At 67.8% G+C, this 15,556-nt stretch carries 15 protein-coding genes; 4 read left to right on the top strand and 11 right to left on the bottom strand.

What is annotated here, in order from left to right; all coding sequences use genetic code 11:
• Window positions 1-738: 738 nt before the first annotated feature.
• The 5 genes from KME82_RS15215 to KME82_RS15195 form a co-directional block, all read right to left on the bottom strand.
• Window positions 739-3,300, bottom strand: coding sequence for a sensor domain-containing protein (locus tag KME82_RS15215; RefSeq protein ID WP_252255341.1), 2,562 nt, complete (start codon window positions 3,298-3,300; stop codon window positions 739-741).
• Window positions 3,297-4,196 carry a hydroxymethylglutaryl-CoA lyase gene (locus tag KME82_RS15210; RefSeq protein ID WP_215494807.1) on the bottom strand — a complete coding sequence of 300 codons (900 nt, stop codon included), beginning with the start codon at window positions 4,194-4,196 and terminating at the stop codon, window positions 3,297-3,299. Before KME82_RS15210 ends, KME82_RS15215 begins: the two co-directional genes overlap by 4 nt.
• Window positions 4,193-4,900: a hypothetical protein gene (locus tag KME82_RS15205; protein WP_215494806.1), complete on the bottom strand. Its 708-nt coding sequence runs from the start codon at window positions 4,898-4,900 to the stop codon at window positions 4,193-4,195. Before KME82_RS15205 ends, KME82_RS15210 begins: the two co-directional genes overlap by 4 nt.
• 9 nt (window positions 4,901-4,909) lie before the next feature.
• On the bottom strand, window positions 4,910-5,632 hold the full coding sequence (locus KME82_RS15200; RefSeq protein ID WP_215494805.1) for a hypothetical protein: 723 nt from the start codon (window positions 5,630-5,632) through the stop codon (window positions 4,910-4,912).
• Between the two features lie 93 nt (window positions 5,633-5,725).
• Window positions 5,726-6,535: a hypothetical protein gene (locus KME82_RS15195; RefSeq protein ID WP_215494804.1), complete on the bottom strand. Its 810-nt coding sequence runs from the start codon at window positions 6,533-6,535 to the stop codon at window positions 5,726-5,728.
• A 13-nt stretch (window positions 6,536-6,548) separates the two neighbouring features.
• On the opposite strand from KME82_RS15195, the gene KME82_RS15190 reads away from it, so the two are divergent.
• A complete protein-coding gene (locus KME82_RS15190) occupies window positions 6,549-6,881 on the top strand; it encodes a hypothetical protein (protein WP_215494803.1) in 333 nt (110 codons plus the stop codon).
• Window positions 6,882-7,127: 246 nt separating this feature from the next.
• On the opposite strand, the gene KME82_RS15185 is transcribed toward KME82_RS15190, so the two are convergent.
• The 3 genes from KME82_RS15185 to KME82_RS15175 form a co-directional block, all read right to left on the bottom strand.
• Window positions 7,128-9,143 (bottom strand): acetyl/propionyl/methylcrotonyl-CoA carboxylase subunit alpha, encoded by a 2,016-nt coding sequence (locus KME82_RS15185; RefSeq protein WP_215494802.1) that lies wholly within the window; start codon window positions 9,141-9,143, stop codon window positions 7,128-7,130.
• 201 nt (window positions 9,144-9,344) lie between these two features.
• Window positions 9,345-9,734 carry a VOC family protein gene (locus KME82_RS15180; RefSeq protein ID WP_215494801.1) on the bottom strand — a complete coding sequence of 130 codons (390 nt, stop codon included), beginning with the start codon at window positions 9,732-9,734 and terminating at the stop codon, window positions 9,345-9,347.
• A gap of 88 nt (window positions 9,735-9,822) precedes the next feature.
• On the bottom strand, window positions 9,823-10,605 hold the full coding sequence (locus KME82_RS15175) for an enoyl-CoA hydratase-related protein (protein ID WP_215494800.1): 783 nt from the start codon (window positions 10,603-10,605) through the stop codon (window positions 9,823-9,825).
• A 130-nt stretch (window positions 10,606-10,735) separates the two neighbouring features.
• On the opposite strand from KME82_RS15175, the gene KME82_RS15170 reads away from it, so the two are divergent.
• From KME82_RS15170 to KME82_RS15160, 3 genes are read left to right on the top strand one after another with little or no spacing between them, the layout of a single operon-like run.
• On the top strand, window positions 10,736-10,984 hold the full coding sequence (locus KME82_RS15170; RefSeq protein WP_215494799.1) for a FeoA family protein: 249 nt from the start codon (window positions 10,736-10,738) through the stop codon (window positions 10,982-10,984).
• On the top strand, window positions 10,981-12,882 hold the full coding sequence (gene feoB / locus KME82_RS15165) for a ferrous iron transporter B (protein WP_215494798.1): 1,902 nt from the start codon (window positions 10,981-10,983) through the stop codon (window positions 12,880-12,882). Before KME82_RS15170 ends, feoB begins: the two co-directional genes overlap by 4 nt.
• A 5-nt stretch (window positions 12,883-12,887) precedes the next feature.
• Entirely contained in the window at window positions 12,888-13,130 is a 243-nt protein-coding gene (locus KME82_RS15160; RefSeq protein ID WP_215494797.1) for a DUF6587 family protein, read from the top strand.
• A gap of 601 nt (window positions 13,131-13,731) precedes the next feature.
• On the opposite strand, the gene KME82_RS15155 is transcribed toward KME82_RS15160, so the two are convergent.
• From KME82_RS15155 to KME82_RS15145, 3 genes are read right to left on the bottom strand one after another with little or no spacing between them, the layout of a single operon-like run.
• Window positions 13,732-14,271: a hypothetical protein gene (locus KME82_RS15155; RefSeq protein ID WP_215494796.1), complete on the bottom strand. Its 540-nt coding sequence runs from the start codon at window positions 14,269-14,271 to the stop codon at window positions 13,732-13,734.
• A gap of 38 nt (window positions 14,272-14,309) precedes the next feature.
• On the bottom strand, window positions 14,310-14,684 hold the full coding sequence (locus KME82_RS15150; protein ID WP_036108424.1) for a hypothetical protein: 375 nt from the start codon (window positions 14,682-14,684) through the stop codon (window positions 14,310-14,312).
• Window positions 14,681-15,301, bottom strand: coding sequence for a bactofilin family protein (locus tag KME82_RS15145; protein ID WP_215494795.1), 621 nt, complete (start codon window positions 15,299-15,301; stop codon window positions 14,681-14,683). The genes KME82_RS15150 and KME82_RS15145 overlap by 4 nt, the downstream gene beginning before the upstream one ends.
• Window positions 15,302-15,556 lie beyond the last annotated feature (255 nt).

Genomic DNA, 15,556 nt, shown 5'->3' with positions numbered 1-15,556 from the left:
CAGTCATGACAGTACGTCGGTTTGGGTTGGTCGGCCACTGTCGTTGACGGCTATGCGTGGGTTTGCGCGCGCTTCTAGGGGCTAGCGTATGCGCTACGGGCGCTCGTTGGTGCTGCGTTCGATCAGTGCGTGCTGCGGGGATGCGGTGGGTGGAGATCGCGATGTGCTCGGAGTTTGGTTGCGATCGCATGATGCATCGCGTGCGTGGCTTTTTGAGGCAAAGGCAACAGCTTTCGTCCGCAAGCGGACGAGTTACTTTCTTTTGTCAAAAGCGACAAAAGAAAGGTAACCAAAGAAAAACGCTTTTCTTTGAATCAAGTGCCCGCAAGTGCGGTGCTTGCGCAGGCATGCGCCACACGAGACATCCTGTCTCGGTGGCGCACGGCGCACATCCATGTGCGCCGCCCTCCGGGTGTGCTTTTGTTCTCGCGAGTTAGTGGCGTCGCAGCGTTGGATGAACTGCAAGACTTCAGGCGCAAGCCGCTTGGCCTACCTGTAGGAGCGGCGCAAGCCGCGACCGCGGGAACGCAGCTACGACGAAAGTTGCGAGGTCAGCGCGACGGCGCAGTCGCGGCTCGCGCCGCTCCTACAGGGGGCGGCCCAAGCGGCGACGGAGGTTGATATCCACAGGCGGACGGAAACGGGCTTGGCTCAAGTGACTGCGTGGTCTGAAAGCGATCGCGTATTCACGCGTACCGACGGCATCGTCCGCGGTGGCGTGATCGCCGAGCAAACGACTCAGAGCAGCTTCTGCGCCCGGCAGTAATCGCGCAGGTCGTCCGGCGCCAGCCCCGGCGCGAACAGGAAACCCTGGCCGATCAGCACGCCCAGTTCGCGCAGGAACGCGCGCTGGCGTTCGGTTTCCACGCCCTCGGCGACCATGCCCAGGCCCAGGCTGCGGGCGATGCCGGTAACCGCCTGGCAGACGGCGACGTCGGATTGATTGTCGGGCACGCCTTGCACGAACAACTGGCTGAGCTTGAGGCCGTGGATCGGCAGGCGGCGCAGGTAGTTCAGGGCGCTGTAGCCTTCGCCGAAATCGTCGATCGACAGGCTGACCCCGAGTTCGCGCAGGCGGGTGAAGGTGCGTACGGTGTCGGGTGCGTCCTCGATCAATACCCGCTCGGTGAATTCCAGTTCCAGCGCGCTGCCGGGCAGGCCGTATTCGGCCAGGGCGGCGCCGACGTTGTTGGCCAGATCGTCGCCGAGGAACTGGCGGTAGGACACGTTGACCGCGACGCGCTCGATGTGCAGGCCCTCGTCGCGCCAGGCGCGCAGTTGCCGGCAGGCTTCGTGCAGGACCCAGCCGCCGATGCCGACGATGTCGCCGGTGGTTTCGGCATGGTCGATGAAACGGTCCGGGCGCATTTCGCCGAGCGAGCGGTTGCGCCAGCGGATCAGCGCTTCGATCGCCACCACCCGGCCGTCGCTCAGATCGACCTGCGGCTGATAGACCAGATGGAATTCGTCGTTGTGGACCGCGCGACGCAGATGGGTTTCCAGTTGCAGGCGGTGCAACTGCTGTTCGGCCAGTTCCGGGGTGAACGCCTGCCAGCTGTTGCGGCCGCGGCGCTTGCTGTCGTACATGGCCACGTCGGCGCTCTGGATCAACTGCTGCGCGGTGCGGCCGTCGAGCGGCGCTTGGGCGATGCCGATGCTGGCGGTGATGCTGAACTCCTCGCCGTCGACGCGGAAGCTGTCGCCGAAGATGTCCAGAATCGCATCGGCGAGGCGCTCGCCGCGCAGCGGATCGTCGTCGAGCGAACACACCAGCAGGAATTCGTCGCCGCCGAAGCGCGCGATCAGCGCCTGATCGCCCGCGGCGAGGCGGATGCGGCGCGCGGCCGAGGCCAGCAGGCGGTCGCCGGCGGCGTGGCCGAGCACGTCGTTGACCACCTTGAAGCGGTCCAGGTCGATGTACAGCACCGCCAGCGGCGAATGCGGGTAGATGTCCAGGCGGCGTTCGAGTTCGGCCTGGACCGCGTCGCGGTTGAGCAGGCCGGTGAGCGGATCGCTGCGCGCCTGGATGCGCAGCTGTTCTTCTTCGTGCTTGCGTTCGGTAATGTCCTGCAAGGTGCCGGTGAGCACTTGCCGGACCGGATCGGCGGCGCTGGCGTCGCCGATCGCGCGCACCCAGAAACCGCTGCCGTCGGCGCGCATGCCCTGCAGTTCCAGGTCGATGCCGCGGCCGCCGGCGAGGGTGCGTTCGAGCGCGTTGCGCAGGCGGTGGCGATCGAGCGGCATCAGGCATTCGAGCAGATCGTCGATCTGCGCCGGCGCGGTTTCGCGGCCGATGATGCGCACCGCTTCGAAGGTGAGGTACAGGCGATCGCGGCCGGCGTCCCATTCCCAGCCGCCGATGTGGGCCAGGGCCTGGGCGCGGTCGAACAGGGCGCTGTCGCGCTTGAGCGCGGTGACGTTGGAGAACAGCGCGAACACCTGGTGCGGGCGGTCGCCGCCGGGCGGGAACTGCGGCACCGCGGTGACCGCGAGCCAGATCAGTTCGCGGCGTTCGCGGTGATACAGCCCCAGCACGGTGCTGTCGACCACGCGGCCGGTGGCCAGCGCGATCTGCGAGGGGTATTGGTCGGCGGCCAGTTCGTGACCGCGTTCGTCGACCAGCAGCCAGTCGCCCGAGCTGAGTTCGTCGGCGATGCTCATGCCGCTGTGCAGCGACAGCAGGCGCATCGCCGCGCTGTTGGCGTAGATGATCCGCAGCGAGTGATCCTGCACGATCACGCCGCGGTCGATCGACTCGACCAGTTCGCGAAAACGCATCTCGGTGTCGGCGCGGCTGCTGAGGTCGCGCGCGACCGCGATGATCCGGCGCTGGCCGTCGTGCTCGAAGCCGGCCGAATGCACTTCGACCGGGAAGCGGGTGCCGTCGCCGCGCTTGTTGGTGACCTCGATGATGTAGCTCTCGCCGCGGTTCAAGGTTTCCCACACCGGCGCGAGGTGTTCGCGCGGCAGTTCGGGATTGAGCACGTGGATCGGCTGGCCGACGATTTCCTCGCGCACGCGCCGGTGCGCGCGGGTGCCTTCGCGGTTGATCTCGATCACGGTGCCGACTTCGTCGAGCACGGTGACCAGATCGGGAATCGCGTCGAAGGCGGCGCGATGCAGCGAGTCGTCGTTGCGGCGCAGCGCGTCGATCGCATCGAGCACGGTCGCGCGCAGGCTGTCGCTCAGGCCGGGTTCGTCGAGTGCGCGCCGCAGCGCCGCGATCGTTGCGTCCGTCGTGTCCGCCGCCGCCGCGGGGGCGGGCGGGGTCGGGCGATCGGCGGGCGCGTCGGCGTTCACGCGGCCGCCAGCGCCTTGCCGACCTTGCTGCCGGTCTCGCGTCCGAGCAGCCCGGCCAGCCAGCGGCCGGTGTCGGCCAGCGCGTTCAAGTCCACCCCGGTCTCGATGCCCAGGCCGTGCAGCATGTAGACCACATCCTCGCTGGCGACGTTGCCGCTGGCGCCCTTGGCGTAGGGGCAGCCGCCGGTGCCGGACACGGCCGAGTCGACCACCGCCACGCCTTCTTCCAGGCAGGCGAGGATGTTCGACAGCGCCTGGCCGTAGGTGTCGTGGAAATGCACCGCCAGCGCCGCCACCGGCACCTCGGAGGCGACCGCCTTGAACATCGCGCGCGCCTTGCCCGGGGTGCCCACGCCGATGGTGTCGCCGAGCGAAACCTCGTAGCAGCCCATCGCGTGCAGGGCCTTGGCCACCCGCACCACGTCGCTGACCGGCACTTCGCCTTGGTACGGGCAACCCAGCACGGTGGACACATAACCGCGCACCGCCACGCCGTCGGCCTGGGCCCGCGCCATCACCGGCGCGAACCGCGCCAGCGACTCGTCGATGCTGGCGTTGATGTTGGTGCGGTTGAACGCCTCGGACGCGGCGGTGAACACCGCGATCTCCTCCACCCCGACCGCGCGCGCGCGCTCGTAACCTTGTTCGTTGGGCACCAGCACCGGGTAATGCACGCCGGGCCGGCGCGCGATGCCGGCGAACACCTGCGCCGCGTCGGCGAGCTGCGGCACCCACTTGGGGCTTACGAAACTGGTCGCTTCGATGCTGCGCAGCCCGGTCGCCGACAGGCGGTCGATCAGCGCGATCTTGTCGGCGGTGGCGATCTGCGATTTCTCGTTCTGCAGTCCGTCGCGCGGACCGACTTCGACGATGCGTACGCTTGCGGGTTGGGTCATCTGGAATCCTTGCTGGCGGGGGCGGCGCGCTGCAGCACGATCGCCTCCTTTTGCGTGTCGTACAACACGGCGCTGTGTTGTTGAAGCGTCGTGCGCAGGTCCTGCGCCGATCCTTCGATCAACGGGAATTTCTCGTCGAGTTTACGCCCGGTCAGCGTGCCGGCCGCCATCGCGTCCAGCGCGCGTTGCGAGTCCGGCAGCCAGGCCCGGGCGCGGCCCTCGTCGATACGGTACAGGATCAGGAACACCGAACCGGCCGGCGTGCCCTTGATCAGCGCATCGCCCGGCGCGCCGATCGCGCGCTGGGCGACGGACGGCGGCACGACGATGTAGCGGTCGCGGTCCAGGACGAAGCCGGTCAGGTCCAGCGCCATGGTCTGCTCGCCCATGTTCGGCCAGTCTTCGGTGTGGCAGCGCGCGTCGATGTGGACGGTCTTGGCCACGCCGTCGGCCTTGAGATGCCAGGTGCCGGGCAGGTCGGGGTCGCAGCTCAGTTCCTCGACCGGCGCGCGTTCGAAGGCGACGCAGCCGCTCAGCGCGACCAGCGCGATGGCGAGCGCGGCGCGCAGCAGGCGGGCGCATGACCAAGGCCGGCGTGCGGGTCCGGGCAGGCTGTGGTCTCCCAGGCGGAGTCCGGGCGCCGGGGAGCAAGGATCGGCGAGGCGGGGAGCGGCGACAGGCAGGCACGGGTCCGACAGGGTCATGGCAGCCTCTCAGCGCGCAGCAGGGGATATACGCTTGAAACGGTAAAGGGTACTGCGACCGGGCGCCTCGAACAGTTGCGGATGATCGCGCAATTGCCGGGCAATCGCGCGGCGGTCGCCGGTCAGGAAGTCCGGCGCGTCCGCTTCGGCGGCCCCGTTGCGGGCGTTGCGCTCGGTCACCACTTGCCTGAGCTGATCGGGATTGCCCACCTCGACGGTCAGGAACCTGGGTTCGGCCCGATAACGCAGCAGGCTCACGGTGTGCGGGAATTTCGCATTGAGCCTGTCGTCGGCCACGTCCCGCGCACCCTGTTTACCGGCCAGCAGCACCGCAACGTCGGCGAAGGACAGGCCCAGATAGCGATGGCCGTCGACCTTGAACACCTGCAACTGGACTTGGCGCAGGTCGAATCGGGGCGGCAGATGGGCGCGGCATTGCGCATCGATGCGCAGGCGGCGTTCGTCGTCCGGGCTGAAATCGCCGTCCTCGGCGTCCGCCGTGGACGCGCCGAGAATGGCCTCGCCCTCGATCAGGCCCCAGTCGCCGACCAGGGCGCGATCGCAGGGCAGGGCGGCCGACGGCGGATTTTCGGCGATCAGGCAGCCGCCGAGCGAGGCGGACAGGACGACGGCCGCGGTCAGTGCGCGCAAGCGGGCGATCGGGTGGAAGTGAGCAGGCATGGCGAGTCTCGGTAAAGAGATGGCGGCTCGCGACGGGCGTTCAAGCCGCATCGCGGTCGTAAACGGGTGCGTGGCGTTGCGCGGATCGCTGCGATTCGCGCAAGCCGGCTCTATGGGCGGTGCGGCAGGTACGCGGCGGATTCGCTACCGGTTCGCGGGCGGCGATGGTTTCGACGCCGGCTTGCGCGGTGGCGCAGGCGGCGCAGGCGGCGTCTTGCCGTCGCGGCGCAGGATGACGCCCGGTGTGGCGAAGAACAGGTCCCTGCGCGAAGCCAGCAAGGCATCGACCTGCGGGCTGCCGCCTTTCACCGACGCGGCGATCTGCGGCTCGTCGTCGTTCGCTTTCGCTTCGCGCAGCAAGGCGTCGAGTTGTCCGACCGAGGCGATCTTGCCGTCCTCGACCGCGAACTCGGTGTTTTCGATGCTGCCGGGTAGCGTTCCCTCGGCGATCAGCCGCGCCACGCGCAAGGTGTCGATGCTGTGGATGGCGATCCGATTCGGGGTGACGGCATAACGCAGGACCAGGTAACCGCCTCGCTGCGGTTTACCGTCGTCCTGCGAGTCGTTTTCCTGCATGCGCCGGCACGTCGCCGGTTGCGTCGCGAGCGTGGCGTCGGTCGCGACGATGTAGCCGCCGGTGGCATCGGGCAGGTACGAAAAGCGGTAGCCGATCAGGTCGGAAGGGCACTGGCCGGTGTCGCGCCGGATCAATCCGCAGTCCTTGGGCAGGATGCTGATCCGGTCGGTGTCTTCATGCCCGCGTCGGGGTTCGCGTGCGTCGTGCTGCGTCCATTCGCCGCTGAGCCATTGGCCGACCAGGCGAGGATCGCAGGCGACCTGGGTGCCGCTGGGCGGCGATTCGAACGTGGTGGTGCTGCATCCGCTCAGCCAGGCCAGCACGAGGCCGGCGGCAAACAGCTTTCGTACTTGCGACGACAGCGCGCATGAACGCATGGGACGTCCCTCCATGGAACACACAGACCAGGGGCCGCCATGGATCGGCGGCCGAGGAATCCGGCGCTCCCAGCCGGGATTGAAGCGTTTGCGCGGGCATTATTCGGCCCGGATGGGGGGTGCGGTCAAGCGGGTGGGCTCGCCGTTCTTTCGCAGCGGCTGTCATTTCCAGGTCGCGATTCCCGTGAAGGCGGAAATCCAGAGGCTTCAGCGCCATCTTTTTGACCGTCATTCCCGCGAAGGCGGGCAACGCTTTACTTCGGCGGAGCCGAACATCCAGAGACTTCAGCGTGATCTTTCAGATCGTCATTCCCGCGAACGCGGGAATCCAGAGACTTCAGCGTGATCTTTCAGATGGTCATTCCCGCGAATGTGGGAATCCAGCGACTTTGTCCTGCAAGACTTCATGTGTTGGCGCACGAAAGGCACTGGATGTTCGGCTGCGCCGAAGTAAAGCAGAGCCCGCGTTCGCGGGAATGACGTTAGGAAAGGACGCGCAAACCGTGCAGGTTCAATCAAAGCGTTCGTCGTACAGCCAACGAGCAACCGCCCGCGCAAACCACCGCAGCGGTTCGCGCGTGCGGTCGCGAACTCAAACAATCTCCAACGTCACCAACACCGCATCAGCCTCGACAAAATCCCCAGCCGCGGCGCGCACTTCCGCGATCGTGCCGGCGCGCGGCGCCTTCAGGCTCAGCTCCATCTTCATCGCCTCGATCACCATCACTTCCTGGCCGGCTTCGACGCTGTCGCCGGGCGCGGCCTTGACCACGACCACGCGGCCGGGCATCGGTGCGTTGACGTGGTTGCCCGAACCGGCGGCGGTGCTTTGCTGGTGGTGGTACATCGGCACCGCGTCCAGGCGCAGGCGGCGTTCGCCGTCGTGCATGACCACGCGGGTGCCGTCGCCGAGCGCGCTCAGCCGGCGCGCGCGGCCGTCGATGCGCAGGCTCAGTTCGCTGCCGTGCAGGCGCGCGCCGTTGACCACGTAAGCGGCTTCGGACTGCGCCGGGATTTCGATGCGGTACTCGCCGCCGCTGCCCTGCGCCTGCAGTTCCAGGCGTTCGTCACGACGCACGAAAGCCAGGCTGCGGCGGCCGCCGTGGCCCAGGCGCCAACCGTCGGCGATCGCCCACGGCGAACTCGGATCGTTCGATGCCGTTGCCGCCTCGCGGCTGCGTTGTTCCTGGCTCAGCAGTTCGGCCACGGTCGCGCCGATCAGCAGGTCGCGATCGCCGTCGTCGCCCTTCGCCGCCGGCATGAACTCGTCAAGATGGCGATCCAGATAGCCGGTGTCGATCGTGCCGCCGACCACCGCCGGATGACGGGCGAGGCGTTCGAGGAATTCGATGTTGGATTTCGGCCCGACGATCTCGCATTGCGCCAGCGCCGCGCGCAGGCGCGCCAGCGCGCGCGGGCGATCGAGGTCGAACACGATCAGCTTGGCGATCATCGGGTCGTAGAAGATCGTCACCGTGTCGCCTTCGATCACGCCCGAATCCAGGCGCACGTGCGCGTCGGCCCGCGGCAGGCGCAGGCGTTCGAGCTTGCCCGAGCCGGGCAGGAACCCGGCTTCCGGGTCTTCGGCGTACAGCCGCACTTCGATTGCGTGGCCGCGCTGGACGATCGCCTCCTGCGGCTGCGGCAAAGGCTCGCCGGCGGCGACGCGCAGCTGCCATTCGACCAGGTCCAGGCCGGTGACCAGTTCGGTGACCGGATGCTCGACCTGCAGGCGCGTGTTGATCTCCATGAAATAGAAACCGCCGTCCTGGCCGACGATGAACTCGACCGTGCCGGCGTTGACGTAGTCGATCGCATGACCGGCCATCACCGCCGCCGCGCCCATCTGCGCGCGCTGCTGCGGGCTCAGGAACGGCGAGGGCGATTCTTCCAGCACCTTCTGGTAGCGGCGCTGGGCCGAGCATTCGCGTTCGTTGAGGTGGATCACCTGACCGTTGGCGTCGCCGAAGATCTGGATTTCGATGTGGCGCGGTTGTTCGACGTAGCGCTCCAGTAGCACGCGGTCGCGACCGAAGGCGTTGCGCGCTTCGCGCTGGCAGCTTTCCAGGTTGGCGAGGAATTCGCCGCTGTCGCGCACGATCCGCATGCCCTTGCCGCCGCCGCCGTGCGCGGCCTTGATCATCAGCGGATAACCGATGCGATCGGCTTCGCGGTGCAGGTGGGCCGGGTCCTGGTCTTCGCCGGTGTAACCGGGCACCACCGGCACGCCGGCGGCCTGCATCAGCTCCTTGGCCCCGGCCTTGCTGCCCATCTTGCGCATCGACGCGGCTTTCGGGCCGATGAAGGCGATGCCCGCGGCTTCGACCGCGTCGGCGAAATCGGCGTTCTCGCTGAGGAAGCCGTAACCGGGATGGATCGCCTGCGCGCCGCTGCGCCGCGCCACTTCGATGATCGCGTCGCCGCGCAGGTAGCTGTCGGCCGGACGCGGCCCGCCGATCGGGTAGGCCTCGTCGGCCTGGCGCACGTGCTGGGCATCGGCGTCGGCTTCGGAGTAGACCGCGACAGTGCGGATGCCGAGCTTGCGGCAGGTGCGGATGACGCGACAGGCGATCTCGCCGCGGTTGGCGATCAGGATCTTTTCGAACATGTCAGGTCGGGTCGCAAGTCGGTCGCGCTGGGGCGCGGTGGAAGGAGGTGCGGACCGCGGAACGGCGCGCGCGATAAGCGGATTCTCGCCGAAATCAGCGAGGTTTGTAGCGCGCGGCGGTCGCGGAACCGGTTTGCGGCACGCAGCGGAGCATCGATCGTGCTTTTTTCGTGCGCGCCGTTGCCGCCGCCGCGGGCGATGTCACGCGGCCGGGCCGCGGTACACCGCTTCGACGTTGTTGCCGTCGGGATCGAGCACGAACGCGCCGAAGTAACCGGGCGCGTAGTGTTCGCGCGGACCCGGCGCGCCGTTGTCGCGCCCGCCCGCGGCCAAGGCGGCGGCGTGGAAGGCTTCGACCTGCTCGGCGCTTTGCGCGCGCAAGGCGACATGCAGGCCGCGCGAGGCGTTCTCGCCGGTGCCGATCCAGAACGCGGGTTGCCCCACCGGGCCGAAGGCGTGGCCTTCGTAGCCGCCGGTCTGTTCCTTGGTGATCGACATCACCAGGCCGTAGCCGAGCGGGGCGAGGGCGCGCAGATAGAAATCGTGGCTGCGTTGCAGGTCGGAAACGGCGAAACCCAGATGGTCGAACATGGCGTATACCTTGCGAAAGCGACGGGGGCGCGGCGTGGCCCGCGCGAACGGGCGTGGCCGAGGACGATGATGGACGACGGAGTTGAGGTCACAGGCACCAGTTCGCTTTGCGCTTGTCGAGGAACGCCGACAGACCTTCCTGGCCTTCGGCCGACACGCGCAAGCCGGCGATCAGCGCGGCGTTGTCGGCGTCCAGGCGCGCGCCGTCGCGTTCGCCGGCGACCCGGCGCACCAGCGCCTTGGCCTGCGCGGCCGCAAGCGGGCCGGCCTTGAGCAGCAGGCCGATCTGTCGGTCGATGCTGGCGTCGAGCTGATCGGCGGCGACGACCTCGTGCAGCAGGCCGATGCGCAGCGCGGTGGCGGCGTCGAAGATTTCCGCGGTGGCGAACCAGCGCCGCGACTGCCGCGCGCCGATCGCCTCGATCACATACGGCGAGATCACCGCCGGCAACAGGCCGAGCTTGCTTTCGGTCAGGCCGAACTTGGCTTCCGGCGCGGCGATGGCGATGTCGCAGCAGGCGACCAGGCCGACCCCGCCGCCGAACGCCGCGCCCTGGACCCGGGCCAGGGTCGGCTTGGGCAGTTCGTTGAGGGTGCGCATCAGCCGGGCCAGCGCCAGCGCGTCCTCGCGGTTGACGTCCTCGCCGGCCTGGGCCATGCCGCGCATCCAGTTAAGATCGGCGCCGGCCGAGAACGAGGCGCCTTCGCCCTCGATCACCACCACCCGCACGCTGTCGTCGGCGGCGACCGCGTCCAGGGCGCCGGTCAGCGCGGCGATCAGCATGGCGTCGAAGGCGTTGTGCAATTCGGGGCGGTTCAGGCGCAGTCGGGCGACAGGCCCTTCGCGCAGGCTCAGCAGCGGGTGGCTCATCAGGGCGGGGGAGTTTGTGGGAGTTGGCGAATCATAGCGTTGCGCTCGCCGCATCCGCCCCTGTACGGCGGTCGGTGCTAGAATGAGAACAATTCCCATTTGGGACGCCACCCTTCGTGGAAGCCGCCTCTTGAAGCTGTCCGAACTGCCGCGCCGCACCGCCGCCATGGTCGAGACCGTCGATGACCACACGTCCAACGACACCATCGCAAGACGCCTGCGCGAATTGGGTTTCGTCGCCGGCGAGCGGGTCGAGGTGATGGCCGCCGGTCCGATCTCCGCCGAGCCGTTGCTGGTGCAGATCGGCTACACCCGCTTCGCCCTGCGCCGCAGCGAAGCCGCGCGCGTTCAAGTACGACTGATCGAGGAGTCCGCATGAGCGCCGCCGCCCCCGCTGTCGCCAGCCCGTCGAACACCGCCGCGCAGCCCATGCGCGTGGCCCTGGTCGGCAATCCGAACTGCGGCAAGACCGCCTTGTTCAATCTGCTGACCGGCAGCCGGCAGAAGGTCGCCAACTACGCCGGCGTCACCGTCGAGCGCAAGGAAGGCCGGCTGCACGCGCCGTCGGGACGCAGCTACGCGGTGCTGGACTTGCCCGGCGCCTACAGCCTGAGCGCGGCGAGCCTAGACGAAGCGGTGACCCGCGACGTGCTGCGCGGCTTCTATCCGGGCGAACGCGCGCCCGATGTGCTGCTGTGCGTGGTCGATGCGACCAACCTGCGCCTGCATCTGCGCTTCGCTCTGGAATTGCGCGAACTCGGCCGGCCGATGGTGATCGCGGTCAACATGATGGACGCGGCCAAGCGTCGCGGCATCGACATCGACCTGGTCGCGCTGGAGCGCGAACTCGGCGTGCCGGTGGTGGCGACCGTCGCGGTCAAGCGCAACGGCGCGCAGGCGCTGGTCGCGATGCTCGACCGCATCGCGATCGCGCCGCGCGAACCGCACGAACCGACGGTGCAACTGCGCGAAGGCGCCGACCTGCACGCCGAAACCCGGCGCCTGCTCGAACTCACCGTCACCATGCCCACGCGCACGGCCAAGATCGACGACGCGCTCGATCGCTGGCTGCTGCATCCGGTGCTGGGCCTGATGTCGCTGGCGCTGGTGATGTTCCTGATCTTCCAGGCGGTCTATGCCTGGGCGACGCCGCTGATGGACGGGATCGAGGCGATCACCGCGTGGTTCGGCGGCTGGGTCGGCGCCAACATGCCCGACGGGCCGCTGCGCAGCCTGCTGGTCGACGGCATCATCGCCGGCCTCGGCGGGGTGGTGGTGTTCCTGCCGCAGATCCTGATCCTGTTCGCCTTCATCCTGGCGCTGGAGGAATCGGGTTATCTGCCGCGTGCGGCGTTCCTGCTCGACCGGATGATGGCCGGCGCCGGCCTGTCCGGCCGCTCGTTCATTCCGCTGCTGTCGAGTTTCGCCTGCGCGATTCCCGGGATCATGGCCACCCGTTCGATCCAGGACCCGCGCGATCGCCTGGCCACGATCATGGTCGCGCCGCTGATGACCTGTTCGGCGCGCCTGCCGGTGTATGCGCTGCTGATCGGCGCGTTCATTCCGCAGCAAAAGGTATGGAGCCTGTTGAACCTGCAGGGGCTGGTGCTGTTCGCGCTGTACATGGCCGGCATCCTCAGCGCGCTGATGGTGTCGTGGGTGATGAAGAAGTGGCGACGCGACAAGAGCGAGCACGCCTTGCTGCTGGAGCTGCCTTCGTACCGCATTCCGCATCCGCGCGATCTGCTGATCGGCCTGTGGGAACGCGCGTGGATCTTCCTGCGCCGGGTCGGCGGCATCATCCTCGCGTTGACCGTGCTGCTGTGGTTCCTGCTGTCGTTCCCGGGCGCGCCTGAAGGCGCGAGCCTGCCGGCGATCGACTACAGTTTCGCCGGCCGCATCGGCCATGCGATGACCACGGTGTTCGCGCCGATCGGTTTCAACTGGCAGATCTGCATCGCGCTGATCCCCGGACTGGCCGCGCGCGAAGTCGCGGTGGCCTCGCTGGCGACGGTGTATGCGCTGTCGGCGGCCGACGACGATGCCGCCGCGCAGGCGCTGACCCCGATCATCACCGACGGCTGGTCGCTGGCGACCGCGCTGTCGCTGCTGGTGTGGTTCATCTATGCGCCGCAATGCATCTCGACCCTGGCCACGATCCGCCGCGAAACCAATTCGTGGAAGCAGGTCGGGATCAGCGCCGGTTATCTGTTCGCGCTGGCTTACCTGGCCTCGCTGCTGACCTATCAAGTCGCCGTCGCGTTGGGCGCGGGCTGATCGCCATGGACGCCGGCCTGATCGCGCAGTACGTGGTGATCGCGATCGCGGTGCTGGTCAGCGCGGTCGTGGTTGCGCGCAAGCAGTTTCCCAGTGGCGTACGCCGGCTGCGCATCGCTTGCGCCTTGCCGCTGGTGCGCGACGGCCGGCCGCGGTGGATGCGCGAACTGGGCAAGCGCATCGCGCCGGCGCCGCGCGCGGGCGGGCCGAATTGTGGCGGTTGCGACAACTGTGGACCGTCGGATTGAGACCGAATCTGGTTACGACAAGGCACTGAGTTCGCCGCGAGTTCGCCGCGCACATCGCGCATTGCACGGTAGGAGCGGCGCGAGCCGCGGCCGTCATGGGTGAGCTTGCGTCGTAGGTGCGATGTCGCGGTCGCGGCTTGCGCCGCTCCTACAGGTAGGCCATGAAGGTGCCGGCGCCGGGCTCGCAAGATCGTCGCGTATGTCGCGTATCGCACTGTAGGAGCGGCGCAAGCCGCGACCGTCATGTCTGGGTTTGCGTCGTATGCGCGATGTCGCGATCGCGGCTCACGCCGCTCCTACAGGTAGGCCATGAAGGCGCCGGTGCCGGGCTCGCAAGATCGTCGCGTACGTCGCGTATCGCATTGTAGGAGCGGCGTGAGCCGCGACCGTCATGGGTGAGCTTGCGTCGTAGGTGCGATGTCGCGATCGCGGCTCACGCCGCTCCTACAGGTAGGCCATGAAAGTGCTGACCGGTGTGGTGGTCAGACCACAAGTTCGCCGCGCAGGGCGCGTACTGCACTGTAGGAGCGTCGCAAGCCGCGACCGTCATGCAAGGGTTCGCGTCGCAGGCACGATGTCCTAGGCGCGGCTAGCGCGTACTTCAACCGCCCCGGCTTTGCATGTAATTCAACGCTTCCTCGAGATACCCCCGCGCTTCGTGCATATGCTGCGCCGGACACGGCTCGCTGAAGCGGCTGCGGCCCTGGTCGAGCAGCAGGTAGGCGCTGATCTGACTGTCGCCCCACAGATAATCGAAGATCAGCACGAAATCGTCGGCGGCCGCATCGTTGAACGCGGCCGCGCCGCGCAGCGGCGTGAGCAGGCGCAGCATCTCGATGTAGTTCTCCGAAGCCTGCAGCATCGCGATGCGTAAGGTGCGGCGCAGTTCGTCGTACTCGACCGGCGGGGTGCCGGTCCACGGGTCTTCGCGCCAGGCCTTGATCACGTCGGCCACGGTGGCCGCGTCGAGGTCGGCCAGCATGTCCGCGCTGACCCGGCCGTCGCCGGCCATCGACCGGTCATCGAACCACACCTGCCAATCGTCGAACGACGCCGGACGCGCCGGCGTGGAATTCATGAAGGCTTCGTACTGCTCATGACTGAGCGTGAATCGCGCGTACAGCGAAGCGGGTTCCGACATCGAGGGTGTCCTTTCCTGGGGTGCGGCGTGGCGGGGCTTCAGCGACGCAGCCGTCCTTTGTTCGCAGCCTTGTAGCCGACCGCTTCGAATGCTTCGACCGAGAGGGTGAAGGTGCGTTCGTCGCCGGGGAACAAGGCCCCGACGCCGACCACCTGGCGGGTGATTTCCTCGCCGCGTTCGTTCTTGATCGACAGCACCATCGAATATTCCCAGGCGCCATCGCTGGGCGGATGGCGAATCGTGCCCTCCACGTGCAGCGGCGAGAATCTCGCCGCTGCGCGCGCGTTCGCATCGGAATCGAAACGCAGATGGTGCCGGCAGGCCGGACAGACGCTCGCTGTTTCCAGGATCGTCGCCTTGCAATGCGGACAAATGCGCGTCGCCCCGGGCATGCCCTGGCGAACGGCGCTCATGAGTCGGCGCTGGTCTCCGTCTTGGCGGCGTTCTTGTCGCCCTTGTCGGCGGACTTGTCGGACTTGCCGCCGTCGTTGCGCGCGACCGCCTTGCCGCTGTCTTCCCAACCGAACTCGACCTGGCCGCGCACCCGCGCGCCGGCCGCGACGGTGACCACGCCGGCCTTGACGTCGCCGATCATCACCCCGCTTTCGAGCAGTTCGACCCGCTGCGCCGCTTCGATGTTGCCCTCCAGCTCGCCCGCGATCACGACCTTGCGCGCGCGCACGCCGCCGTTGAGCTTGGCGCCTAGTTCGACGGTGAGATCGCCGTCGACCTGCACGTCGCCCTTGAAACGGCCGGCGATGCGGATGTGGCCGGAGCCGTGGATCTTGCCTTCGATGGTCAGGTCGGAGGCGATCAGCGACTCCTTGATCACCGGCTGCTCGGCCTGGCGCGGTGCGGGCGCAGGCGAGGGCGTCGGTGCGGGCGCGGCGGCGGCCGGCGCCGGCGCGGCGGGCTGGCCGAACGAGAATTCGTTGAGCGTGTCGGGTTCGCGCTTGAGCGCGGTTTCAGGCTGCGGCGGCGGAACCGGATTGTCGCGCTTGGGTGGAGCGGGCTGGTTGAAGATGGCCATGACGCGGTGTTCCTCGGGTCGGGGGATCAGGTGATGACACGCGTGAACTTTGGAGCCTAACACGCTGATACGAAGCGCCCACTGTGATGAATCTCACCATTCTGAGTTGCGGAAAAAGGCGACTCCGATTCAGTTTTCGCAGGCAACGGCGCGAATGCGAAAGCACCCGCAATGACGCGTGTTCAGCCAATTGCAACGGCTTGCCCCATGGCGAAAATAATTCAGAAATTTTTCAGGACGATGAACGGGCTGGCT

Source organism: Lysobacter capsici, assembly GCF_018732085.1.
GTDB classification, from domain to species: Bacteria; Pseudomonadota; Gammaproteobacteria; order Xanthomonadales; family Xanthomonadaceae; genus Lysobacter; species Lysobacter capsici_A.
This window is presented reverse-complemented; position numbering and strand designations above follow the sequence as displayed.